Origin of the sequence: Turneriella parva DSM 21527, assembly GCF_000266885.1 — a bacterium.
GTDB classification, from domain to species: domain Bacteria; phylum Spirochaetota; class Leptospiria; order Turneriellales; family Turneriellaceae; genus Turneriella; species Turneriella parva.
Genome location: NC_018020.1, coordinates 2876020 through 2900294, shown reverse-complemented (window position 1 = coordinate 2900294; position 24275 = coordinate 2876020). Strand labels below are relative to the sequence as shown.

Sequence of the window (24275 nt, the reverse complement as noted above, 5' to 3'; positions counted from 1 at the left end):
TAACCAAGCAGAATCAGCCCCACGCCCGCCCCGCATCACCAAAATGGGGCCAAACTGTTCAACATCGCTTGCAAACGGCTTGAATATCGCGAAAGCTTGGACACCATACAATATATACAGCCAGTATAACTTTCCGCAATTCGGGAATCATATTTACAATTTCAGATGAAATATTCTATAATATTCATGTTTACCTTCGGTTGTTCCTCATGCGCTTCGCTGCCGCAGATAGAAGCCGATTTAGATTTGAGCAAGCAACCGCCGGTTGACGTACAGATAGAAAATGTCGAAGTGAAATCGACGTTTTTTAATTTTACGAAAATTATCAGAATGAAAGGGCATGTAAATATTTCGCAGCATGGTTGGCGCATTAAGGGTTTTCAAGTAGTCTATTCTGAACTAAAGGGCAAATCAGAGTACCTGCAGAGCTTTAAGAGAAAAATTCAGACCTACTATGAAACGGATATGGATGGTCAGCGCGATGCAGAACAGAGCATAATTGATCCTGGGCAAATACAGATGCACGAAATTAGATTAATTTTCGAGCGGACAGAAAAAAAACAGATTTCTGGCCGAGTCCCTATTGATTTTGAGTTTGAGACAGGTGCACCTTGGGGACACAATTTTTGCATTTTTGAAATCAACAAGCAAAGGTTTTTTGAATATTGGTATCGGATGAAGTAATTTGCAGCGTACCCACGCCCGCACCGCTTCACCGGCTTCGCTCACCACTTCGCCCAACAACGTTTGCATGACGGAAGACCTTCATGCCTTGCCCTTCGACTTCGCTCAGGGACCGCGGCACGACATGTAAACGCGCGTTGGGGCGAAATGGCGCTTTTCTTTTAGTTGAGTCTCTTTCGTGGCTCGCCGGTGGTTTTACCGACCGCTGCAACCTCCTGTTGCATCGGCCGTCGCAGCGTCCTTGCTGCGACGGTAGCTTTTAAGCGGTGCGGGCGTGGGCATTGTCTTCGACAACAATAAGGATTTGGCATGTGCAAAACCGCACGGCTCTTTCCTTTAGCTGGGGTTTTGTTTCTGCGGTTTTACACTTTTCAAATCGTTGTTATTGCATTTTTTTTGCATTTTTGCCTGAAAAACGGAAAAGCCGCTTAAATTATGAGAAAACTTTATTATAGATACTGTGGCACCAGAGGAAAGGCGCAGGCAAAAAAGTGCGTTCGCTTTGGCCTCTGGTGACTAATTTAATGGGGTGAGCGAATATGCTCAAGGAGAAAAAGAATGAAGAACCAAAAAGCAATAGATAAGGAACTCTACAGCATTTTGCAGTCGAAGGAAACAGATCAATTGCACATTTTTATTTCGTATTTGGACGCCGAAAAAAAGTGTGCAGCCGAAGATCTGTCGATTTGCGAAAAGATGTTTCTAAGTGATCAGGGCAAAAATCACACGCAGTGTCAGAATGCCGCCATGACTCGAGCGGTTGCCGCCAAAATTGGTTGGCCAGTTTGCGGTACCTGTGTAAGTCACTTGTACGCAGATTATTAACCACCCCCGCGCCAGGGCGGGCGGGTGCAGGCAGTCTGTGTCAGCCGGCGCACACGACGTGCGCCGGAGCCTTACAGCTGGCGAAGGCATGGAGGCCGAGACAGCTGTAAGGCAGTGTAAATCAGCGGGCGCGTTTTTTGCAATGCGCGAAGATTCTTCGCGCGTTGGCAAAGCCCCTCCCTTTTTGAGCGCCCCCGCAAATTAAAGCATCCTCTTGGATGGGGAGGGATAAGCCGGGGGGTGCGGGGGGCGGCAAAGGGAGGGGCGCAAAACGTGACCGCGTTTCTGCCTGCGGGAGGCGCGGGGGTGTGGGTGGGTGTTATGTCGCAAATGTATAAGGATTTTTTGACGGTTATCAGCTGGCTAAGTATAGTCACGAGATGGAAGAAAGAATTTTAGATGCCCTGCGGCACATTGTAGGCGAAAATAATCGCTCGGGTTATCGTGTCATGTATAAGATGTTGCAAGACCATGTTGTGGGTCAGGACAAAGCCGAGTTAACGGAATTCAGTACAGTTCTTCATCAGCTTGCGAGCGCGGATGTTTTTGATATCGATGGCTTAGCATACATCGTGCTACGCAATCCGCTATGAGGCTTTGTTCAAAACTGTCGTCATTTCTCTGGTTTTTATAAAAGCATCGAGCAAGGCTTTAACGTGATCCTTGTCATTTTCAGAGAGTTTTTCAGTTCGTTGAAACATTGTTAAGAGTTCGCGGTCTGACAGGTTTGCCATCGCAGCGTTTTGTTCATCACCTTCCAGCAGATAATCGACGCTTACACTAAGCGCATCGGCAATTTTTGGTAGTACATCAGCAGAAGGTTTGCGATCGCCCTTTTCATAACGATTGTATTGAACATAGTTTATGCCCGTTTTAGTGGCAAATTCTCTTTGAGACAAGCCGCGCTCCATGCGCAGTTTTTTCAACCTTTGAGCAAAATTCTTTGGCGCAACGACTGCCATAATCAACCAAGTGGCATATATTAGTGGCTTGTCTATCAAAATTAGGACGCCAAGTGCTTTATTTAATTGACCGGTTGGCTGCATTTGAATATGCCGTTTGACTAACTAAATATGCCGAATGGCTTATTTGTCAAAAGAGGTGGTTATGCAGTCAGAAAACGACGAAATTGGTCGAATCAAACGTGAAATCAGTGTTTTCTCTTTAGCCGAGCGTTCAGGCATTAAACTGAAGAAGATCAGCGCCGATGAATACGCGGGGCTGTGCATTTTCCACAAAGACAAAAATCCCTCGCTTCATGTGAACCCGGTGAAGAATACCTTTCACTGCAAAGGTTGTGGCAAAGGCGGTTCAGTCATCGACTGGATTAAGCACGAAAAGAACTGCTCGACGCACGAAGCGATTGTATTTCTGAAAAGCCAGCTATCGAGCACAAGCCCCGCTTTCACGCCGCCAGCATCCGAACGCGTCGAAGTTAATCTACGCCGCCCCGAGCTACAGCAGGCATTACGCATCGCCGTTGATTACTACCACAAAACACTGAAAGAGCAGCAGGCCCCGATTGAATACCTGATGAAGCGCGGGCTTAGATTTGGCGAGCTGGTCGAAGATTTCAAGATCGGTTACGCCGACGGCACCCTTTTAGAGAAACTGACGCCCGAAATAACACCGCTACTCTTAGAAATCGGTATTCTGAGAAAAAACGGCACGCTTGTCGAACGCTTCAAGGGCGCGCTGATCTTCCCCGTCATGGATGAAAACGGCATCATCACCGAAATCTATGCCAGGGCAATTTTACCGGGCGCAGAGAAGCACCAGTATTTACCCGGCGTACATCGCGGCATTTTCAACAGCCGGGCGCTGATCGCCAAAGAGATTATCATCACCGAATCGGTGATTGATGCACTAAGCCTGATGACCTTGGGTTACCGCAACGTCATCGCAGCCTATGGGGCGCAGGGCTTTACCGAAGAGATGAAAGAGCGGTTGAGTGCCGCCGGCACCGAACGGCTCTACGTTGCTTTCGATGCCGACAACGCCGGTAACCGGGGTGCCGAAAAGATCGTTGAAAAACTGCGCGGCACAGAAATTCAAGTCTACCGTGTCCAGTTTCCCGACGGCTTCGACCCAAACGAGTTTATCCGCAAAGTTGAAAATGCCGCTGCGATCTTTAAAGACCTTATTATAAATTCTTCTCTTATATCTTTAGCAGAGGAAGCGAAGACCGAAGCAACAGCGCCGAGAGACTGGGAGAAAAAAGGCAGCGAATACCATTTCACTTTCGGCGAACGCCTCTATATTGCCAGAGGGCTGGAAAAGAACGCCGACGACACGACGCTGAAAACACTGCTTCGAGCTTCGTTGGGTGAAAAGTTCCACATCGACAACCTTGATCTGTTCCATGCGAAAAGCTGCTGGGGCTTTGTGAAATCGACATCAGAGCGCCTTGGGTTAGATGACAAAGTAATCCGCGCCGACCTGGACAAGATCACGACAACGCTGGAACCTGAATTAAAAATAGTTCTGAGAAAAGAAACCGCGCTTGAAATCGCCAGTAAATACAGGGTAAATCTGCTGGTGCAACAGAAGGCAGAAAAGGCTCTGAGAGAACCCGACTACCTGATTCATTTCTTAAGAGAAGTCGAAGAATGCGCGCTTGTCGGTGAAAATCTAAACGTGCTTTTCGGTTTAGCTTCCACAATCACCCGCAAATGCCGCGACCAAATACACATCATTATTCAATCCGAATCGTCGTCAGGAAAATCGACTTTGCTCAACCTCTTAGCCGATTTCGTACCTGACGAAGACAAGCTCTACTTCACGCAGATCACGCCCAAGAGCTTTTACCATGCCGAAGAAGGTTCGATGAAAAATAAATCGATCTTCGTTGTTGAAATGCAGGGGCTGGCCGAAGCACAATACCCGATTCAGCAAATGATGAGCGAAAAGAAGCTGGTGAACATCTACACGATGACCGACCCTAAAACGGGTAAATTCGTCAATGAAACCCGGCTTGTCGAAGGCCCCGACCAGTTTACGATTACCTGCCCCACAGAGAACATTTCAGACGATATCAATAACCGTTCGGCGATCCTTTCGATGATGCAAAATAAAGATCAGTTAGAAAAGGTCATGCAGTTTCAGCGCCGCTTACTTTCCGGTGAAGGCGTGAAACTGCGAAAACGCCGTTTCGATTTGGTCGAGTTAGCGCAACACATTCAGAGAGCACTGACAATCACCCGCACCGTAAATCCGCACATGGCACACCTGCATTTCGGCGCAGAGACAAACCGCAGTTTAAGAGACCACCAGCGCTACCTGAACGTCATAGAGGCAATTACGATCTTATTTCAAAAGCAACGCGAAATTGTCACGATCGACGGCGAGCCGCATATCAGAACGCATGTCATAGATATTGCGATCGGTAACTTTCTCTGCCAGCGTGTTTTCGGCCGGAGCTTGACCGTTCTGCCACCACAGACCAACAGCTTTGTAAGCAAGATTGCGCAGCACTACCTTAGTTATGCCAAAGAAAAGAAGATCGAATTCACACAAATCTGGTTCTACCGTCGCGACATGCAAGAGATTATGAAATTGTCGATGAATCGCGTACACGAACACACTAACCGTGCCGTCATGGCGGAATACTTTACCACCCGCCGTGACCAGAATGGCATCGCCTACCGTTTCCTTTTTGAACCCGCGGCGAATGGTAGCTTTACGCAGCTTCTGCAGTTGGCAAACATGGCGGAGCTTTTGCGCAAGTGCAGCAAGAAAGAACGCGAGGAGTATCAGACATATAAGCCGGTACTTGATGAGCTTTTCAATCTCTTAGACCCGACCTGGGCAAAAGAGCAAATCTAACCCTACGGGGTTACCCCCTAAAACCAGAGGCGTTTTTAGGGGGTGATTCGCCCCTGTTTCGGGGCTTCATAATTCACTTTAACCAATAAAGATAAGGGTTTCAGCGTTTACCCATGAAAAACGCGAAAAGGGAGCTGGGGATGCTGAAAATTTATGTTGAAAAATACCTTCTTTATCTAAGGCAAAACAACGCGTCGCCGTACACGGTGCAAATCCGCCATGTCGGGCTTAAACTATTTCAGCGGTTCTGCGAGACCCGCCAGGTTCAAAGCGTTTTCGATATTGATTATGCCGTTATCGACGCGTTCGCGCGCTACGTGCGTTACGAGTACATCGGCAAGCATAAGCAGGGCCTGTGTGCTTCGACCCAGAATAACTATTTCGCGACGGTGCGCGCATTCTTTCTCTTTTTAGCCGAAAACAATCTTCTGCTCTATAACCCGGCGGAACGGCTGACCTATACGAAAGGCGGTCGCAAGCTGCCAGCGTATGTCTTGTCAAAGACCGATGCGGTTCAGATATTTGAGCACCTGCGTACGACGACGCTTTATGGTTTAAGATCCCGCGCGATCGTGGAGCTTCTTTATTCAAGCGGCCTTAGAAAGAAGGAGCTGGCGAATCTTAAAATTTATGATCTGGCTTTCGAGAACGGCGTTGTACATGTCAGGCAGGGCAAAGGCGGTCATGATCGTTTTGTACCTGTCACCGAACGCGCGCTTTTCTGGCTAAGACGCTGGTTTAATGAGGGGCACAAAAAGTATTCACAAAAGCAGGCATCAGAATACCTATTCATCCGCAAGGATGGCAGTCTTTTAGGCGCTGCCGCAGTCAGTCGCATCGCAGGCAACGCGATCAGCCGGGCACACATCGGAAAAATCGGCGGCTGTCATTTGTTTCGTCACTCGATGGCAACCGCGATGCTTGAAGCTGGCGCTGACGTGCGCTATGTTCAGGAAATGCTGGGGCACAGACGTATTTCGACTACTGAGCGTTACACACGCGTTGACCGGTCGTTTCTAAAGGCAATGCACAACCGCTTTCATCCCTTAACTGCAGATGGTTCGGCTTCGCTCACCAACCAGAGCACAGCGGCGGCAACACAGCCAATAAATCGCGAAACGCCGGCGAAAGAAGATTTCAAGGACGCTTACCTTAAACGCAAGATTTTTTATCCCTTAGCTGAAAGTCCCTTTTACGCAGCTTTCGTAGGCCATATAGAGGCCTGCCAGGCACGTGGTTGGTCTGTGCAGAGCATTTACACGCATTCGTTTCGCCTGTTGAGCTTCATTCGCTATTTGGCGGAGCGCGGATTCAAAGAAATCACAACGATCACGCGTACCGATCTGGAGGCCTACAGGGAATTCATTTTCCAGTACCGCAAGCCCAATGGTGCCCCCTTGTCTTTCGCTTCCCAGAGTCAGTATCTTATCACAATGCGGGTATTCTTCAGCACGCTGGCAGAAGAAGGCCGGATTTTATGCAACATCGCAAGCGGCATAAAGCTGCCGAAATTAGGCAGGACTTTACCCCAGGTCATTCTGAGCACTACAGAAGTTGAAAAATTGCTGGGCCTGCCCGATATGACAATTCACAGCGGCAGGCGCGCACGGGCAATTCTGGAAACCTTTTATGCGACCGGCTTACGATTAAAAGAAGCGACGCTCTTAAAGATCGCCGACATCGATTTTGAGCGCGGCCTTGTGTATGTTGCGTCAGGCAAGGGAGAGAAAGACCGTTACGTACCGATAACCAGCCGCGCCTTGGGTGTGCTAACAGACTACATCGCTAACCGAAAGGAAAAGAGCGCCTATCTTTTTGCTGGCCCATTCGGGAAACTGACGGGTGACGCGATTCAGGATATTGTGAAACGCCACATTCGCCAGCTTTTTGGTGAAAAGAAAATCCGCGGGGCCTGCCACGTGCTGCGCCACACCTTCGCCACGCATCTTTTAGAAGCTGGCTGCGACACACGGCTTATTCAGGAGATGCTGGGACACGCGAGTTTAGAGACGACCCAGCGTTATACGCACGTCTCTATCCGACGGCTGAAAGAGGTTCACACCGCAGCTTTTCAACGCATCTACAAGCGGGCGTAAAAAGCCCGTTTTGCTTGCCCGTGTATTTTACCCCCATTTTTAGCTGATTTGTGAACCCTTTCCCGGGTCAATTTCTGCTGTGTCTGGTAATCCGCCGGGGCGATACCGTTGCGTTAATAACCCCCTTTGGGGTGCGTATATACGAATACTACAACGGGCGCGTGGCGACGGGTACGGTTGCGGAGAGGGCGTCCTTAGGGTTTGAGAAGATCAAAACGACGGATGTCAATTCGGGGAATTATTCGATTACGACGTACCGGCAGGATAAGCCGTTTCAGGGGATGGTGACAGCAAACCGAAGTTACTTAGCAAACAATACGCTGTTGAGCGAGCAGATCGCCGCAACGCCACAACTATGGCTATGTGATGAGACCGGCTGCACGCATGATGTGACGAATAACCCAAATCCAATACAGCCCAAGCAAATAAGGCAATCAGGTGAAACGGGTTCGCTATCCTATGAGAGCGGGATATTGACTGGCGGCAAATTTGAGCAGATATTCAGTCAGGATGCCTATGGCAATCCGCTGAAGACCAAAAGCAGAATTTCGGCGAACGGTGCAGAACGCAGCGTTTATAGGTTTATAACATATCTTAACGAGACCAGCACGACAAGGGCCATTGGTATACCCGTTTCTGAAAAAACCTGCTACACAGAAACTGAGTGCGCGACAGGTGATAATGACTTTGTTTCGGAAAACAAAGTATACTACGATGGTGGTGCTTTGGGCACTATTGGCGATCATCATTTAGTGACAAAGAAAGAATTCTTTTTACCAATTGCATTGGGAACAGGCGTCTGGGGGGCGGAGGAATTTACTTATAATTTTGCGGGCGGCATTTTGACGAAATTGGATGACCATGGCGTTTTGACAAGTATCGCCTATGATACAGATTACAATCAGTTCCCAGTAAGTATCACCAAGGCCCATGGTGGTAAGTCCTCGACAGTGACAGCAGCTTACGATCCGAGATTCGGGAAAAGAATTAGCGAAACGCTTGTTGATGACGCAACGGTAACAGCAACAACGTTTGACGCAACGGGGTTTGCTTTTGAGATTATTACTCAGAATGGCTCTACTATTCTGGCAAGAAAAACGGCATCGCACTCGATGCCCGGCGTGTCCCCGATATGGGGCGAAACTTGCACACATTTTGGTAATGGCTTTACGCAGACGCGATGCCGACGAAAATTTTCAGATGCTATGGGTCGCGTTTACCGTGAAGAATTTCCTGAATTGGTGGCCGGTGTTGAAACGCAGATGGCGATTGAGTATAAATACGACAATCAGGGTCGTCAGGACCGAGTTTCTCGCCCATTCGATGCGGCGAGCGGTAGCGCGGTGCACTGGGATACAAAGACATATGATAACTATGGTCGAATCATTCAAACACAAAGTTTTGATAACAAGATAACATCAACAACTTATCAAGCAACGGGATTGCCCGCTGGTATTGTTTCTTGCATGATCGGCACCGCTATTGACGGGAAGCAACAGAAGACGTGCAACAATATCTTTGATCAACCTGCTTTCACTATTCAAAATTTCGGCACTACAGAAGCAATAGAGGCTACTTATATCTATGACGGCCGTGGCCGTTTGGTGTCCGTAGGTGCGCCGCAAGGGGTTACGACAATTGGTTACGTCGGTATCTCCGGGCTACAGGCTTTCATTGACGATCCGGTCTCCGGTAGAACTGAATATACATACTATGCGCAGTCAGGTCAAGCCAGTTTCGGTCAGTTGGCAACAGAAACAAGCAATGGCAAAGTTATTAGCCTGGAGTATAACGCCGCATTCGGTCGCTTATCAAAAATAACACAAAATGAATCGGTAACTACTTACACTTATGACGAAACAGACCTTGCGTTTGGCAAAAACAAACTGACGACTCTGACTTATTCCGTAGATGGATACATTTTGCAAGAGCGGTACAGTCATAATGCGAATGGTGATGTCGTTGAAATGACGCGTAGATTTTCGCACTCGACAGAAACATTGTGCGCAGATATGAACGCAATGCCTTGTTTGCAAATCTATGGTACGACGGCCGATGAACTTGGTCGCACTAAATCAACAATCTATCCAGATGGCAAAATTACGGCGTTCAGCTATGCCGGGGCGACAGATCATGTTTTGGGGATTAGTCATGATGGGACGACTTATGCCACCTATAGCGACTATAACTACGACGTTATTGCGCAAGTCGGAAGGGTGACTTACGGCAATGGTTTGAGACACACCTACGGCTACCAAGCAAACACCGGACTGCTGAGCAACGTCAATATTGGCAAAGCCAATGAACCAGCGCAGATGAACTTGACTTATGCCTATGATACTTCGTATAACATTCAAAGTATTACTGATTCTGTAATGCCGAATCTTTCGGTTACTTACCAATATGATGGCTTAAACCGTCTGCGGAAAACGACTTACGGTTCAGGATTAATGCGCGATTTCCGGTTCGACCACGACGGCGCCGGCAACAGCAGGGGAAATTTGCTGCAAAAGGGTAACCGTCGAATGACGTATGCACCGGGGAAAACCTATCCCGTGAGTGACGAGCTTTTGAATAAATCAACAGGCATCTGGGAAGTGCACCAAACTATGACTTGGTCTGCTGCCGGCAGTCTCTTGACGAAAGGCAATTTCACCTATTCTTACGACAGTAACCAAATGATGACGAAAGCCGTAGAGGGTACGACGGCCGAAACGCAGTTTGCCTACGATCACGCCGGCCAACGATTTTTAAAGAAGCACACGCGCGACGGTGTGACTATAAAAACCTGGTATTTAGGTGATGCGATCGAACTGCGAGAAAAGTATGTCGGCGTGACAAGCAGTAACACTATTGGTATTCTTGATTCATGGCAGGCAACGAAATACATTTATGGTCAGGACGGTAAGCGTATAGCATCGATCACAGGCAATGTTCAAGCTGGCGCTATTGCTGCGACATCTTCAACGCTTTTCGCCTTAGCTGACAGTTATTCATCTTCAACAAGCAGTGGTTTGGCGATGAAAGCTTATTACACGCTATACGGCATTTATGCACACGAAGATTTTGGCAGAGTTCTTCGTATAGGCCTCTTAAGTTCGCTCGCCTTAGCACTTTTACTCTGGCTATACTTTTCAGGGGTGTCGTCAGCAGAACGCGTAGTGCATGAGTTCTGCCGACGTGTTTTAGCGACGTCGATGCTTATTGTTTTTGCTTCGGTATATTGTGGCCAAAATTCGCTTCCGCCAGGCGTAACGCAGGAACAGATTAACACTCTAATTTCTGACCTCTACACAGGGTTGCCGGCGGGCACGGTATACTACGCACATAATCACTTAGGCAGCGGCGCCCTGGCTACCGACATGGCTGGTAATGAAATCTTCCGCATAGGCTACACTGAATACGGCGAAATCGATTTAACGAATTCAGGCAAGTGGAATCCAACGACACAGATACTTGAGCAGAACATGAGCGATGCAGAAATGATGATTGTCGCCGTTAAATTTACCGGTCAGGAGTACGATCCGGAAACTGGCTTTTATTATTTTAATGCGCGCTACTACTCTGCGGAGCTTGGCGTGTTTACCACTAGCGACACAGAATTTGATTCTGCAGGTGGCTTCGGGTTTAATCGACACATGTATGTTTCGGGCAATCCGATTATTGCAACTGATCCGTCCGGCCATGGCTGGTTTAGTGACTTGGTGAATATCGTATCAACCGTAATAAATCCCGTTGGCGCATTGACAACAGGGGCTGTGGGCGCTGTGACGCGTGGCGCGATCACCAAAGATTGGAGCTTGGACTCCATGAAGCAGGGGTATGCCATGGCCAACATGACTGCTGCTGCAGTCGCGTTGGGTGTCATGACGGGCGGTGCTGCCTTTGCTGCGTATGGTGGTGTGTCTGGTGGCCTGAATGCCGCGATTATCGGTGGTATGGCAGGTGGTGCGGCTGGCGGCTTTGCGGGTGGTGCCGGAAATGCATGGATAGGTGGTGCAAGCTTTGGTGATGGTCTTATGGCTGGCTTTGTCGGTGGCGTAACAGGTGCGTTGATTGGTGGCCTGACTGCAGGCGTCGGCTACGGCCTGGGGCAAGCGCTTGGTGGGGGCGGCTCTAGCTCCACGGCTTTGAATCAGACGTGTGCACAAAATCCGTATTTTTGCGCAAGCGGTCCGAATGGCGGTTCTTATCCCGGTGCTGAGATTGCGCTTACGGATGTGCCCATTGCAACCGGTGGTTCTGTTGTGCCGAGCGCGGGCGCGTCCACAGGTGGTTGGGGCGGAGCTGCAAGCACCTTTTTTGGCGGCACATCTGGCGTTATTTCAGGCAGCTTAGCGGGTGCCGGGACAATTCAAACTGGCTATCTGGGTGAATCAAAAGTGCTTCCGAAAGGTCGAGTGACATCGCCTTATGGGCCACGAACTCACCCCGTCACTGGCGAAAAAAAGAAATTCCACCACGGTACTGATATTTATGAACCTGTAGGGACGCCGGTGCGTGCAGTTATGCTTGGGCGAGTTTATAAAGTAGGCTACAATTCTGTCCGTGGCAATTATATAATCATTAATCACCTTCGCGGCGGACAGACACGATATCTGCATCTTTCCAAAATATACGTAAAGAAAGGTCAGTTGGTACATCGAAATGATATCATCGGCAAATCAGGCAGAACGGGCAGAGTAACGGGTCCACATTTGCATTTCGAGCTTTATCTTGATGGCAAGAACGTAAATTCTGAAAATTATAAATACGGATACTAAACAGCATGCGTCATATTCGGGACTTAATTTGCGCGGGCTTTATTGCCTGCATCATTTTTCCGCAATGCCAGGCGCAAACCTTTGCCGGCAATGGTGCGGTTGGCAGTAAATATTATTATACGAATAATCATATTTATTTTTTTGCAGAACCCGAGGCGAAACCCGGCAAACAAGTCGATGTTATTCCGTTTAACAGTAAAGTTGAGTTTCTAGCTGCCGACACGAGACGATTTAAGCGACTAAAGATTGCTTGGTATCAAATCAGATGGCAAAATCAGATTGGCTGGGTGCCGAAAAAATATTTGCAAAAAGAAAAAAGTCCTGCCGAGCATGCGGAGCTTTACCCGGCGAAAAGCAGCAACGCGGGTAGTGAAGTAATTGAATTCGAATTTGATCGAAAAAAAGCGCATCGAATTGCAATAGAGGAAATTAGAAAGTTTGAGAGCGACCCAAGTTATCCGAACTACAGTCACGAGATCGACTACTATGAATTGGCAAAGCCTACATTCAGCGCCGTCATCAACATCGATAAGAACAAAGAAAAACATCAAGTAATCATTGTTCTTTTTGAAGACTACTTTGTGCCGACCGACTGCGCACATGTTATTTTAGAGGTGAAAGGTGGCAAATATGTACCGTTCGGGCGTGGCTTTGCTGGGCAGCCCAGAAATAAATTGATCAGCGAAGTTAAGAATGACCCTGACTATTTTGTGGAATAATTCTGGTCGTATATGGCTAGCCCACGCCCCGCATCACCGGCTTCGCTCACCACTCCGCCCAACAACGTTTACATGGCGCAAGGCCTTCATGCCTCCGGCACGACATTTAAACGCGCGTTGGGCGATTAGATGCACTCCCGGCAGGAGTAACTCTTAAGAGAGTGTCAAAGGCAGGTGAAACGCAAATTCGTGCCGAATGGGCAAGTCTCGGCTTCACGATTCCATGATAACCTAAGGTCGTTAAATCTGTAAGGCGAAGAACTTATGAAAGCCATAATGTACGCTTTTTGCTTAAGCGCTGTTATGCCCGTGATGATTCGGGCTGAGCCACGCTACTGTCAGATAGCAGCTGAAAACATCATAAGCGCAATCAATAGAAAAGACGTGGTCCAGTTGGCCGAAATGTTCTCAGAGAGAATCTATATTCTGGAATCAGAGTATGACCACCCAGAAGATTTTAATTTTTCACGCAACGAACAGCAAGAAACTTTTAGGAGAAAGAAAGGTAAGTTGTATGAAGTCTTCTTCGCACCTAATGCTGCTAAAAAATATGGGTTTAACTTCAGAAGTATCCATCAGTCGATACAAAATCAGCAAACTGTGACTTTCTTCTGTAAGCCTACGGAGCAGCATGGCTTGGAGAATTATGCCGTCAGCGCATATGGGGCACATATTTTCGAAAAGGACGGTGCTCAACTTTCACTGTTTCTTGACTGCCGGCAGGAAAGTTGTCGTCTGAAGTCATTTTACTATATACCCAGTCTGTCGGCACCATGATTGTCGCGCGATACACCGGTTTCGCTCGCCAAGCCACCCAAGAACGTCAAAAAGGCCTTCTTACATGCCGGCCTGAGCGGTATGGGTGGGACTGGCAAATGGTCAGATGGCATTCACCGGCACTATCAGATAATAGAAGCCTATACCAAGCTCAATAAACATATGGCCGATCATAAACAATCTTATAAAACCGTTAATCCATTTCAACCTTGGTAATGCTTTCATAAACGAAGTAGAGAAAGAGAGGCGAGTATAATGAAAACAGTTAAATTTTCCGCATTGTTCATCTTTTCGATAGGGCTAATGTGCGCTGAAGACATGACCGTGAAGTTATTGAGTCTTACGTGGCGAGGCAATCCAGAAATCCAAATTGACCTGCAGATTCCACTAAAATGGGAAATAAGCGGAACAATGGCACGTGATGAAAAAAGCAAAAAACGGGTTGAGCTAAGTGTTTCCGAAGATTTTAATGATTCTGAAATTCGCGGCAAGAAAATCATTTATAAAAATGCCTATGACAAGGAATTCGAAATTATCACAATCATGGAAAAAAATGATGCAGAAACTGGCACAGGTGTTGTGAGTGGTACAGTTTATGAATGTTATGTGATTCATAATAGAAAGAAAGTACAATTGATTCATTTCTTTGACTGGCAAGGTGCACCTTCGAACAAGAAATTGTACATTGAGATGATGAAAAATATTAAGATTCGAAAGGCTCGATAATGTTGCCGGTCTAAACCGTTTCAGCCCCTCTGCCTGCGGGTGACTGCTCTGCGGTCTCCGTCTGCGGAGAGGGGCCGGGGGTGAGGGCAAAAAGGAGAAAACATGAAACCAAAATACTTGTACCTCGGAGCACTATGCACGCTCGTCGCCTGCATGCCCGGCCAGCGCGTTCGTTACGTACCGGCAGAACAGCTGCCAGCGGCAGATAAACGGATAAGGTCGATCAAGATCAACCGCTTTGAAGATACGCGCAAGCTGAACCCAGAAGCGAAACTGTTTATTGAGCCACAATACGGCGCAGACAATATTTGTCGCAACACCGAAGATTCTTATAAGCAGTTAGATGTCGCCAATGCAGTGAGCATGGCATTAGTTGAGCATTTGAGATTACGTGCGATTTACCCGGCAGTCTTTTCACCCGCAGATACGCAGGCGGCTGACTATATTTTGAGCGGTGAGCTGCATGCGTTCTTTACCGAGCAGAACACGTCAGGTCGTGCGCAGGCCTCTTCACAGTTGGGTCTTGTTGGGGCGATTGCGGGTGCAGGGGCGAAGAGCGCGGGCAAAGTGACGATTGAGATCAAGAACTTGAAATTGCAGAACACACGCACCAAGAAAACCCAAAATCTGCAGCCGCTTGTATACAAATTTGAAGGGGATTTGCCGATCGACGGTTATTGCAATTCTGTTTACTGGAACGTCAATGAGCACATGGCGCTGGCGTTTCAGCAGTTAGAGGCGCAGCTTCTGGCGAATACGAAATAAGAATTAGGCGAGTTTAAACGCCTCACCCCCCGGCCCCCTCTCCATCAAATGGAGAGGGGGAGAACACAAGTTAAGCTGCCGCCCATACGTCTTGGCTCCCCTCTCCCCCCGGGAGAGGGGCTGGGGGTGAGGGCCCATACCGCGTGACGCGCTGAATCGGCGTGGCGGTTTAGCCCATGTATTTTCAAGACATCATCGCCACCCTGAACAAGTATTGGGCCGATCAGGGCTGTGTCATCGCGCAGGGCCTCGACATGGAGGTCGGGGCCGGAACCTTTAACCCGCACACCTTCTTGCGGGTCTTGGGGCCGAAGCCGTGGCGTGTCGCCTATGTCGAGCCGTCGCGAAGACCCACCGATGGCCGTTACGGGGAAAATCCCAATCGCGGGCAACACTACTACCAGTATCAGGTAATCATGAAACCTTCGCCGGCCGATGCGCAAGATGTCTATTTGGGTTCGCTGCGCGCGCTCGGCTTTAAGCTCGAAGAACACGACATTCGCTTCGTGCAAGACGACTGGGAATCACCGACGCTAGGCGCGTCGGGTTTGGGGTGGGAGGTCTGGCTGAACGGCATGGAAGTGACGCAGTTCACCTATTTTCAGCAGTGCGGTTCATTGCCATTAAAGCCTATCTCAGTCGAATACACGTATGGTCTCGAGCGCCTCGCGATGTACCTGCAGGGTGTCGAAACGATCTACGACATCCGCTGGAACAAAGATATGAAATACGGCGATATTCACAAGCAGACCGAATGGGAATATTCGCATTACAACTTCGAGGTCGCCGACACCGCGAAACTCTTCAGGTGGTTCGACGAATACGAAGCAGAAGCGAAAGCAATTCTCGCGTGGGAAAAAGAACCGCTGGTTTTTCCCGCATACGACTACATGCTGAAATGTTCGCACACGTTTAACCTGCTGCACGCGCGCGGCGCGGTTTCGCCAACTGAACGGCAGACCTATATAGCGCGCGTGCGCCACATGGCGCAGCGCATTGCCGAGCGCTACGTCGCGATTCAAGAAAACGCAGAAGCCAACACACCCCGGTCTGCCTGAACTTCGCAATGCCTGACACGCTGCTGCTGACGACCTTGTCTTTTCTGTTCATCGTCAGCGGCGGATTTTTAGGCATTTCGCTCGCCCGCCTTACGCGCGTTCACCCGGCGTATTTTTTTCTGCTCTTTGGCGGCGTGCTCGCCTTTACACTGCGCTTTGTCTTGCCGCAGCGCAGTTTACTCAGCGAACTTGCCGAACTCGGCGCTATCTTCGTTATTTTTCTCGCTGCGCTCGAAACCCAATGGGATGCCCGGTTCTCATGGCGGTTTGACGAACTTGTCGCGGCGCTTTTGACGCAGCTCGCCGTTGCCATGCCCGTCGCAGCGCTCTTCTATTTTTGGTTCAAAATCGATATGACCGCCGCGTGCTTTACCGGACTTGTCGCAGCGGCGCATGCTCCCGAACGCAGACGCCAGGTCGTGGGTGATTCATTTCGCCACAACATGATATCGGGTGAAGCAGGATTCTTTGGTTTTGTCTCAGAAGTTTCACTGCTGATTGCGCTCGCGCTAATGGGCGCGTTTGCCCAGCGAGAGACGATCAGCGCCGATCTGTTGCAGGTGGCAGTCGGTATTCTGCTGATTCTCATTCTGCTCATCACCTTTGTTCCGCAGATGCTGCGGCTGCTGCTGCGGCGCGTCAGCGAAGAATCTTACGCAATCTATTATCTGATGCTCGTGTTGCTGATTGGCATCACGCTCTTGATGCGGCGAGCAGCGATCGAACCATTGCTCGGTGCCTTCGCGGCAGGTTTCGTGCTGGCGCGCTTCGTGACAGAGGGCTCAAAGGTTCTCGAGCGGCTACGCTTCACCGGGCATAGCCTGCTGGTGCCTTCTTTCTTTATTATGTTCGGCTTCACGCTGGTGCTCACTGGCCCGTTAACCGCGCCGCATCTTTTTGCCGCGGCGGCCATCACGCTCGCGACCTGGGTTTTGCGGTTTCTCGCGGTCAGGCTGCTGAATATGCGCGCGGCACCTGCGAGATTTTCTGTGCTGCACCTGACACGAAAAAATCCGTTTGTGATGGTTCTGCTCTATGTCGGCGCAGCCCGAGGTGTAATTCCCGTGAGTTTGCTGCAACCGCTGCTACTCTATCTCGTTGCCAACGAACTTCTTTGCGTGCTGCTGGGCCTGAGCGAACCTCAGGGCGAAACGCCCGGTGAACCCAAAGCAGATGCACGCGTCTTACTGCCGGTCAGCAACCCTGAAACGATGCTGCCGCTCTTAAATTTGGCATCGCATCTGGGACATTCGGGCCGGGCCGCGCGCATTCACCCGGTGAATGTCGTGAGCGACACGGGTGAGACCGAAGCAAAGATCAGATCGGTAGAAGCACAGTTCAATGAGATTATTCCTCTTTATGCGGCGCGCGACCAGGTCGTGCAGCTTTCAACCCGAATCGACAACAACCGCATTCGCGCGGTTGCGCGCACTGCCCGTGAACTATTGGCCGACCGCATTCTGCTGGGCCTGGGCGCGATACCCACTTTGCAGAGACCGCAAGGCTATTCGTTTCTTGAATCTTTGAGCGAAATTGCCCTGCAGAACACCATTCTCGCGGCACACCTGCAGGCAGATCTGGCGCTGACGAGCCACATTAATGTGATCGTTGCCAACCGCACCCTGCTCGAAAGCCGTGAAGTTTGGCTTCCTCTGGTTGTACAGATTGCCCGCCGGTTGCACTCTGAAATCGTGTTCTTTGGCGATCAGGCGGTGCTCGCTGAAATAGAACAGCACATGCACGCAGACGAAAGAAGCACGCCCTATTCGACACGCGCAGGCCAGATGCACGCAGGTCTCGATCTCGTGACCCTCGATGCGAATGCCAATGCATTCTCGATCGCCGTGCTCGAACGCACCTTCAGATACCCAGATGAAAAGATACACGCGCGGTTGCCTGAAATGATGCTGCGCGCCTTCTCAGACAGAAATTTTATGCTGCTCTACCCGGCGGTTGCTGCCGGTGTACAAATAAAAAAGCCACGCTCTGCGTGGCGAAAAATCAAAAGATTTATGGGTTTTTCTTAGGTCTTTTTCCGGTGCGCCATTAGGCGCACCGGAAAAATCATTAAAACCGGGCGCCGAAGACCGCGCCGATCGCAAAACCGCGTTCGTCATCGAGCGCATCGGTCATCTTAACATTCACGTCAAACTTGAGGTTACTCATGTGCTTGAGAATCGGAATGCGAAAACCGGTATTAAAGGCACCTCGTGAACCCGCGCGCGTCGGCGCATTGCCGTAGAGGTAGTCGTAATTGGCAATTTCATTCAGCCAGCGCACGTAACCGTTGAACAGGCCGGGAAAGAAATTCAGGTCGAAGCCCATGGAAAAATCCAGATCACCCGAGCGTGTACCGGTGCCGAAGGTCTTGCCGAGCACAACTGAGGTATCGGCCTCCATACCAAAAAAGTTCGCCTCGTATGTGGCGGCGAGGTATACCTGCCCTACAGTCAGAGCGCCTGGTTCAAGGCTTTGGTAGTTACCGCCGATTGCGAGCGCCGAATTACCGCGCCCCGACCACGGCGAGAAACGTAGCTTGCTGTGCAGCATAAAATCATTGTTGCCGCTGCCTTCGACTGCGTTGAAGATGCCGCCAACTTCGAAACGATCGAACAGCGCGACGTTCACGTTCGGCGCATGGTAGCCACGACCGTTGTTGGCATAGCTGTAGCCACCCATGACAGCTGCGGTGCTGTTGTTGCCTTCCCACACAATGCGGGCAGAAGGGGTTGAAATAAGACCGGTCTGGCCAGCCATATTGGTTGAAGTGTATGCCGAAAGTGAAAACGGCATGGCCGCGAGTGCCGCGACAAGTAAGTGTTTTTTCATGGTAGCTGTATAGCATTGAGGTTAGATCGGCGCGTCAACCAGAACAGAGCACAACAGAGAACAGCGAGTGAATTAAGGCACATTTTTCAGGTTAATGAATAATCCCGCTTAGCGCAAGATCATCGTACCGACCCCGGTGTCGGTGAAAATCTCAAGCAGCAGTGCGTGCGGCACGCGCCCGTCGATGATGTGCGCGGCGGTGACGCCGTGCTCAACAGCTGAAACCGCGCAATCGGTTTTCGGAATCATGCCACCCGAGATGACGGCTTCGTTCTTGAGCCTCTCGACATCTGCAGGCGTCAGGCGCGTCAGCGTCTTGCCTTCGTGCATGACTCCCGAGGTGTCGGTTAAGAGCAGAAGTTTTTCTGCACCGAGCGCCGAAGCGATGGCGCCTGCCATTGTGTCTGCATTCACATTCAGCGAATTGCCGTCTTCGTCAAAAGCGACCGGCGCTATAACGGGTATAAATCCACCTTGTTTGAGAGCGGTCAGCATCTGCGTGTTGACCCCCTCGGGCTTCACGTTGCCCACTCTGCCGAGATCAACGTGAACGGTTTTTGTGCCTTCGTGTTTTTCGAGTGCATGGCGCTCAGCGCGCGCAAGGCCGCCGTCACGGCCCGAGATGCCCACGGCTTTGCCACCCGCACGCGCAATCTGCGCGACGATCTTCTTGTTGACGTCGCCCGAAAGCACCATTTCGACCGCTTCCATTTCGGCGTCACCGGTGACCCGATGGCCGTCGACAAATTCAGATTTTACCCCGAGGCGGGCGAGCAGGCTGTTGATCTGCGGGCCACCCCCATGAACGATCACGGGGTCGATACCGCAGAGTTTGAGCAGCACCACATCTTGCGCAAACTTGTCGCTGAGGTCGGCCTTTTCCATCGCGTTGCCGCCATATTTGATGACTATGGTTTTGCCGGCGAAACGCTGTATGTAGGGCAACGCTTCGAGCAGCGTGCCGATGCGTTCGAGCGAATGTGAGCTGGTTTCGGCGGGTTGCATGCAGAAAGCGAACGCGATTCATCTGGCGCGGGGCGCCAGACAACTGCGCAATTTATTTCTTTTTCTTTGTGGCGGATTTAGTACGCGTCGCAGTCTTGCGGGCCGAAGGGCGGCCGCCGCGCGCCTTGGGTTCGGGCAGAGACCGCGGCTTGCGTGACTCTTCGCGCTGAACAGGAGTAATGTCGCGCTCGGGTATATGTTCCTGCGTGGTCTGCACGGGCTCATTGCCCTGATTCATGCCACGACGAAATTCATGAATGCCGGCGCCGAGGCCGCGTGCCAGCTCGGGCAATTTTTTGCCGCCAAAGAGCAGCAGAATAATCACCACCAGAAAGATCATTTCGCCCATATTGGGCATGCCGAATAAAAGAACCATGCATGACCCCGGCCTAAAAACTCAGGCTGTAAAGGAGAATTCAAATCAGAGGCCATTACCGGTATCGCTCTGCCGAATAGTGGTGTACGCCGCCGGTCTTTGGCTTTATTATGTCACATCATGCGCGGGATTCGTTGGCATCATTTCATTATTGCAGCGGTGCTCGCGCACACGATTGCCTGCTCTGAAAAGCCCGCTGCACCAGCAGAAAGTGTGGCGCCGGCTGCGGGCGCAGGCAAACTGCCCCCGATCGGTTCGGCGGCAGACGCACCGGAGTTCCTTCGCAACCTGTCGCTGCTTTATCCGCAGGCTGAAATTTACCGCGTTGAGAACCGCATTCTGCAGAAGACGAACCACCCGCTTGCCACGATCACCGATTATTACAAAAAGACTCTCGCGAAACATGACTTCACGCTGACGACCCGACTTGAACAGACTTCGGGCGCGCTGTTGCAGTTTGAGCGCGCGGCGAAATCTGAAGTTGTGTCAGTTGATATCAGCAAGTTACCTTACGCAGACAACTATCTGATTCGCATCGGCAGATCAGAGGTGGATTACGAACGCGGAAAAAACCCATAACCGATGAGGGAGAAACAACCACAGCCGAACGTGAAGCTCGACCGCAGCTACAGCTTTCTCGACTTTCACCGTTTTCTTCCCTATGTTTTTTTTGGCCTGTTTCTTTTTCTGCTCGGCCTAGTCAGTTTCGTCTATTACAGCTATATCTATGCGTTTTTTATTTCAGGAATCCTCTTCATTCTCTTTAGAACACCGCACCGCTGGCTGCTGAACAAAATGCACGGGCGCCGCACGCGCGCAGCGGCGATTTCGACAGTGAGCGTCATTCTCGTGCTGATTTTGCCAGCGATTTTCCTGGGCATCGCCCTGGTTACCGAAGCACGCCATGCATCAGAACTTGCGCGCGAATGGTTCACACCCGAAAAACTATTCGAGATTCACCGCAACAACCCGTGGATACAGGGCCAGCTCGACATCAGCGCCGAACAATTGCTCGCGTACCGCCTGCAGTTTCTTGAAGTCGTGCGCAACAACCAGCTCGAAACCCTGCGCCGCGGCTGGACATGGGCCCTCACGGGCATGAAGTTTTTCGTCGATTTCACCTTTGCCCTTTTCATTTTATTCTTTTTGTTTCGCAGCGTCGACCGCATCGGCATGACCGTTTACCGCAACCTGCCTTTTCCTGATAAAATCGAAAAGCATATCGGCGACCGCATGGTGCAAATATTCGATGCTGTGGTGAAGGGAAACCTGCTGGTGTCGATTGCGCAAGGTGCCGTCATCGGCATCGTTTTCTGGTTATGCGACCTCAGCACGCCGCTGCTTTGGGGCGCAATCGCAGCGCCGTTTGCGTTAATACCCGTGATCGGCACGGCGGTGGTCTGGCTGCCCGGTGCTGTCTATCTCTATACGCACGACCACCAGACAATGGCATTGACGATGGCTGTCACCTGCCTGGTGTTTTATTTCTTGCTCGAAAATTTACTGAAGCCCGTGCTGCTTGACCGCGACCTGAATCTGCATCCCCTTTTTCTGTTTCTGGCAATCGTCGGCGGCCTGAACGCGTTTGGCGTCAAAGGGCTCATTCTCGGACCCTTCATTGTGACGATGTTTGTGACAATCTGGGAACTCATCAGCGAATGGAACCGAAATTTTTCCGAAGAACAGGATGTTCTCGGGTCGGCGCCTGACAGGATGTCAGTCCGGGCGACGACCGAAGAACAGGATGTTCCCGGATCAAACAAAGATCTATGACCTGGCAAAAACGTCTGCTTTTCACGGGTCTCGCCCTCTTCGCGCTCGGCGGCATTCTGCTCGGCTGGTTCATCTTCAAGCGCCACAGCGGCAGCGGCGACTGGCAGATTCAGGTTGAAGGCAACCGGGTACTGAGCGAAAAAGATATCCAGGAAGTCGTGCTCTACCTTCTGCGCGCCGCCAAAGACGGCGTGAGTTCCGATGAAATTCGCGATGCGCTGCTGCTCAATTCGCGTATCGCGACGGCGAAAGCGACGGTGCTGCCGGGCCGCCGCATCACGATCTCGATCACTGAGCGCCTGCTCGAGCACCTGCAGAACGAAGGTGCGGGTATCGCAGAAAAAGATGCAGCCGGATCAACCATCGTCGAAAACGCCGCTTACCTGCACAAAGACCTCACGCCTGACAAAGTCATTTTCTACTTGACTTTTCGCACCGAATCGATGACTGCGCAGGCGTCGCCAAAAAGTGACATAATACGGTTGTGGAAAGACACGCAGAGAAAGTATGCATTTCTCTGGCAGCGTCTTGCCGAAATCGAGATCAGACCGCTGAAAGAAAACAGCAGCGCCACACCTGACCCGACGGGAAAATCAGGCATCTGGCGGTACCGAATCTATTCGGCGGGTATAAGGTCATGCGTCGTTTATGAAGGGCGCTTTTCTGAAGAGACGCTGAGGCGACTCTGGGCCGTGTACGCTTATCTCGAGGCAAAACTGCCGCGTTCTGTGACGCTGGTTGACCTGCAAGAGAACAGCGCCATTATAAGAGAAATGAAACAGGCCAAAACCACCGCAGAGGCAGGCACGTGAGTTACGATTCGGGTATCTCGGGCGGTCGCATCATCGCAGCGCTCGATCTGGGTTCGAGCAAAACAGTCGCAATCGTCGCGCGTGTACAGTCTGCCGAAGAGGTCGAGGTCATTGGCCTCGGTGTGGTTGAATCGCGCGGCGTAAAATCGGGGTCGGTCACGAACATCGAACTCACGGTTAAGGCAATTCGCGACGCAATTGAAGAAGCCGAACTCATGTCGGCGCTAGACATCGATGAAGTTATAATCAATATTTCAGGCAAGAACGTGCATGGTGCAAACCACAGCGGCATGGTAACGATCACCGGGCGCGACCGCATTATCACGCACGCCGACGTTTTCAGGGTAATCGACACGGCGCAAAATGTGCGCATACCCGCTGACCAAGAGGTCTTGCACGTGCTCTCGCGCGAGTTCAAGGTAGACGATCAGGCAGGCATCAAAGACCCGCTCGGCATGGTTGGGGTGCGGTTAGACGCGCAGGTGCACATTGTCACTGCCCCGATTTCGCAGCTGCAAAATACCGAAAAGGCCGTCGAGCAGGCAGGCGTCAGGGTTTCGAACAAGGTGCTCTCTGCACTCGCATCGAGCCAGGCGCTTATAACCGAAGCGGAAAAAGATCTGGGTGTGGCGATTTGCGACATCGGTTCTGGCGTGATCGATCTCATCATCTACGTCGACGGCGGCGTGGAATATTCGGCGACAATCTGCCTCGGCGGGCAGCATGTCACGCAAGATCTGTCGATTGGTCTCAAAACACCCATCGACGCAGCCGAGATGCTCAAAAAACGCCGTGGCACTGCGCGTGCAGCAGACGTCGACCCGATGGAGATGGTCGATGTGCCTTCAGTCGGCGAACGGCCCGCACGGCAGATACCCCGCCGAGACCTGGCGCTCATCATCGAAGCGCGCATGCGCGAGATGCTCGAGCTGGTAGATATTGAAATTATGAAATCCGGCAGAAAAAACATACTTGCCGGCGGTATTATTTTTACAGGCGGCGGCGCGCAGCTTGAAGGACTCGTCGGCTTGGCCGAAGAGGTTCTGCAGCTAGGCGCTTCGGTCGCTTATCCAAAGGGCTTGTTGGGAATTTCAGACAAGGTTGCTTCGCCACCCTATAGCACGGCTACGGGCTTATTGCTCTACCAGGCGCGTTATGGTGAAACAGAAACACAAAAAGGCACACGCAACCTGTTTGGCAAAATGAAGAATTGGTTACAAAAGAATTTATGAAACCCAGGAG

At 50.7% G+C, this 24275-nt stretch carries 20 protein-coding genes; 16 read left to right on the top strand and 4 right to left on the bottom strand.

Features of this window, described 5'->3' with window-relative positions:
* Window positions 1-186 precede the first annotated feature (186 nt).
* The 3 genes from TURPA_RS13930 to TURPA_RS13920 all read left to right on the top strand — a co-directional run bounded on the left by TURPA_RS13930 (window position 187) and on the right by TURPA_RS13920 (window position 2102).
* Entirely contained in the window at window positions 187-684 is a 498-nt protein-coding gene (locus TURPA_RS13930) for a hypothetical protein (RefSeq protein WP_041948533.1), read from the top strand.
* 558 nt (window positions 685-1242) lie between these two features.
* Window positions 1243-1509: a hypothetical protein gene (locus TURPA_RS13925; protein WP_014803942.1), complete on the top strand. Its 267-nt coding sequence runs from the start codon at window positions 1243-1245 to the stop codon at window positions 1507-1509.
* 380 nt (window positions 1510-1889) lie between these two features.
* Window positions 1890-2102: a hypothetical protein gene (locus TURPA_RS13920; RefSeq protein WP_014803941.1), complete on the top strand. Its 213-nt coding sequence runs from the start codon at window positions 1890-1892 to the stop codon at window positions 2100-2102.
* On the opposite strand, the gene TURPA_RS13915 is transcribed toward TURPA_RS13920, so the two are convergent.
* Complete coding sequence (locus TURPA_RS13915) at window positions 2097-2555, bottom strand: helix-turn-helix domain-containing protein (protein WP_014803940.1); 459 nt, start codon at window positions 2553-2555, stop codon at window positions 2097-2099. The two genes, TURPA_RS13920 and TURPA_RS13915, sit on opposite strands and share 6 nt — an antisense overlap.
* A gap of 61 nt (window positions 2556-2616) precedes the next feature.
* Here TURPA_RS13915 and TURPA_RS13910 point away from each other — a divergent pair, with 61 nt between their 5' ends.
* The 9 genes from TURPA_RS13910 (at window position 2617) to TURPA_RS13865 (ending at window position 18265) form a co-directional block, all read left to right on the top strand.
* Window positions 2617-5334, top strand: a complete 2718-nt coding sequence (locus TURPA_RS13910) for a CHC2 zinc finger domain-containing protein (RefSeq protein ID WP_014803939.1) — start codon at window positions 2617-2619, stop codon at window positions 5332-5334.
* Between the two features lie 113 nt (window positions 5335-5447).
* Window positions 5448-7430 carry a tyrosine-type recombinase/integrase gene (locus TURPA_RS24155; protein ID WP_083847805.1) on the top strand — a complete coding sequence of 661 codons (1983 nt, stop codon included), beginning with the start codon at window positions 5448-5450 and terminating at the stop codon, window positions 7428-7430.
* A 50-nt stretch (window positions 7431-7480) separates the two neighbouring features.
* On the top strand, window positions 7481-12193 hold the full coding sequence (locus tag TURPA_RS13900) for a peptidoglycan DD-metalloendopeptidase family protein (protein WP_014803937.1): 4713 nt from the start codon (window positions 7481-7483) through the stop codon (window positions 12191-12193).
* A 5-nt stretch (window positions 12194-12198) separates the two neighbouring features.
* Window positions 12199-12912 carry an SH3 domain-containing protein gene (locus TURPA_RS13895; RefSeq protein WP_014803936.1) on the top strand — a complete coding sequence of 238 codons (714 nt, stop codon included), beginning with the start codon at window positions 12199-12201 and terminating at the stop codon, window positions 12910-12912.
* Between the two features lie 264 nt (window positions 12913-13176).
* Window positions 13177-13689 (top strand): hypothetical protein, encoded by a 513-nt coding sequence (locus tag TURPA_RS13890; protein ID WP_014803935.1) that lies wholly within the window; start codon window positions 13177-13179, stop codon window positions 13687-13689.
* 255 nt (window positions 13690-13944) lie between these two features.
* Window positions 13945-14415, top strand: coding sequence for a hypothetical protein (locus TURPA_RS13880; protein WP_014803933.1), 471 nt, complete (start codon window positions 13945-13947; stop codon window positions 14413-14415).
* A 102-nt stretch (window positions 14416-14517) separates the two neighbouring features.
* The gene (locus TURPA_RS13875) at window positions 14518-15180 is read left to right on the top strand and encodes a hypothetical protein (RefSeq protein WP_014803932.1); all 663 of its coding nucleotides are present in this window, start codon (window positions 14518-14520) and stop codon (window positions 15178-15180) included.
* A 176-nt stretch (window positions 15181-15356) separates the two neighbouring features.
* Window positions 15357-16238, top strand: a complete 882-nt coding sequence (locus TURPA_RS13870; protein WP_014803931.1) for a glycine--tRNA ligase subunit alpha — start codon at window positions 15357-15359, stop codon at window positions 16236-16238.
* Between the two features lie 8 nt (window positions 16239-16246).
* Window positions 16247-18265, top strand: coding sequence for a cation:proton antiporter (locus TURPA_RS13865; protein WP_014803930.1), 2019 nt, complete (start codon window positions 16247-16249; stop codon window positions 18263-18265).
* Between the two features lie 40 nt (window positions 18266-18305).
* Here TURPA_RS13865 and TURPA_RS13860 read toward each other — a convergent pair whose 3' ends face one another.
* The 3 genes from TURPA_RS13860 to TURPA_RS22025 form a co-directional block, all read right to left on the bottom strand.
* Complete coding sequence (locus TURPA_RS13860; protein ID WP_014803929.1) at window positions 18306-19067, bottom strand: hypothetical protein; 762 nt, start codon at window positions 19065-19067, stop codon at window positions 18306-18308.
* A gap of 108 nt (window positions 19068-19175) precedes the next feature.
* A complete protein-coding gene (gene argB, locus TURPA_RS13855; protein ID WP_014803928.1) occupies window positions 19176-20072 on the bottom strand; it encodes an acetylglutamate kinase in 897 nt (298 codons plus the stop codon).
* Between the two features lie 52 nt (window positions 20073-20124).
* Window positions 20125-20448 carry a Sec-independent protein translocase subunit TatA/TatB gene (locus TURPA_RS22025; protein ID WP_014803927.1) on the bottom strand — a complete coding sequence of 108 codons (324 nt, stop codon included), beginning with the start codon at window positions 20446-20448 and terminating at the stop codon, window positions 20125-20127.
* A 120-nt stretch (window positions 20449-20568) separates the two neighbouring features.
* On the opposite strand from TURPA_RS22025, the gene TURPA_RS13845 reads away from it, so the two are divergent.
* Genes TURPA_RS13845 through ftsA form a run of 4 tightly spaced genes read left to right on the top strand, consistent with a single transcriptional unit; the run spans window position 20569 to window position 24265 of the window.
* The gene (locus TURPA_RS13845; RefSeq protein WP_014803926.1) at window positions 20569-21027 is read left to right on the top strand and encodes a hypothetical protein; all 459 of its coding nucleotides are present in this window, start codon (window positions 20569-20571) and stop codon (window positions 21025-21027) included.
* 3 nt (window positions 21028-21030) lie between these two features.
* Window positions 21031-22221 (top strand): AI-2E family transporter, encoded by a 1191-nt coding sequence (locus TURPA_RS13840; RefSeq protein ID WP_014803925.1) that lies wholly within the window; start codon window positions 21031-21033, stop codon window positions 22219-22221.
* A complete protein-coding gene (locus TURPA_RS13835; RefSeq protein WP_014803924.1) occupies window positions 22218-23033 on the top strand; it encodes an FtsQ-type POTRA domain-containing protein in 816 nt (271 codons plus the stop codon). The genes TURPA_RS13840 and TURPA_RS13835 overlap by 4 nt, the downstream gene beginning before the upstream one ends.
* The gene (gene ftsA / locus TURPA_RS13830; protein ID WP_014803923.1) at window positions 23030-24265 is read left to right on the top strand and encodes a cell division protein FtsA; all 1236 of its coding nucleotides are present in this window, start codon (window positions 23030-23032) and stop codon (window positions 24263-24265) included. The genes TURPA_RS13835 and ftsA overlap by 4 nt, the downstream gene beginning before the upstream one ends.
* The last annotated feature ends 10 nt before the right edge of the window (window positions 24266-24275 follow it).

Coding starts and splice junctions, on each gene's coding strand:
- TURPA_RS13845 (WP_014803926.1), top strand. CDS start 20,569: ATGCGCGGGATTCGTTGGCATCATTTCATTATTGCAGCGGTGCTCGCG.
- TURPA_RS13915 (WP_014803940.1), bottom strand. CDS start 2,555: ATGCAGCCAACCGGTCAATTAAATAAAGCACTTGGCGTCCTAATTTTG.
- TURPA_RS13860 (WP_014803929.1), bottom strand. CDS start 19,067: ATGAAAAAACACTTACTTGTCGCGGCACTCGCGGCCATGCCGTTTTCA.
- TURPA_RS13920 (WP_014803941.1), top strand. CDS start 1,890: ATGGAAGAAAGAATTTTAGATGCCCTGCGGCACATTGTAGGCGAAAAT.
- TURPA_RS13865 (WP_014803930.1), top strand. CDS start 16,247: ATGCCTGACACGCTGCTGCTGACGACCTTGTCTTTTCTGTTCATCGTC.
- TURPA_RS22025 (WP_014803927.1), bottom strand. CDS start 20,448: ATGGTTCTTTTATTCGGCATGCCCAATATGGGCGAAATGATCTTTCTG.
- TURPA_RS13890 (WP_014803935.1), top strand. CDS start 13,177: ATGAAAGCCATAATGTACGCTTTTTGCTTAAGCGCTGTTATGCCCGTG.
- TURPA_RS13875 (WP_014803932.1), top strand. CDS start 14,518: ATGAAACCAAAATACTTGTACCTCGGAGCACTATGCACGCTCGTCGCC.
- TURPA_RS13840 (WP_014803925.1), top strand. CDS start 21,031: ATGAGGGAGAAACAACCACAGCCGAACGTGAAGCTCGACCGCAGCTAC.
- TURPA_RS13895 (WP_014803936.1), top strand. CDS start 12,199: ATGCGTCATATTCGGGACTTAATTTGCGCGGGCTTTATTGCCTGCATC.
- TURPA_RS13870 (WP_014803931.1), top strand. CDS start 15,357: ATGTATTTTCAAGACATCATCGCCACCCTGAACAAGTATTGGGCCGAT.
- TURPA_RS24155 (WP_083847805.1), top strand. CDS start 5,448: ATGAAAAACGCGAAAAGGGAGCTGGGGATGCTGAAAATTTATGTTGAA.
- TURPA_RS13910 (WP_014803939.1), top strand. CDS start 2,617: ATGCAGTCAGAAAACGACGAAATTGGTCGAATCAAACGTGAAATCAGT.
- TURPA_RS13835 (WP_014803924.1), top strand. CDS start 22,218: ATGACCTGGCAAAAACGTCTGCTTTTCACGGGTCTCGCCCTCTTCGCG.
- TURPA_RS13925 (WP_014803942.1), top strand. CDS start 1,243: ATGAAGAACCAAAAAGCAATAGATAAGGAACTCTACAGCATTTTGCAG.
- argB (WP_014803928.1), bottom strand. CDS start 20,072: ATGCAACCCGCCGAAACCAGCTCACATTCGCTCGAACGCATCGGCACG.
- TURPA_RS13880 (WP_014803933.1), top strand. CDS start 13,945: ATGAAAACAGTTAAATTTTCCGCATTGTTCATCTTTTCGATAGGGCTA.
- TURPA_RS13930 (WP_041948533.1), top strand. CDS start 187: ATGTTTACCTTCGGTTGTTCCTCATGCGCTTCGCTGCCGCAGATAGAA.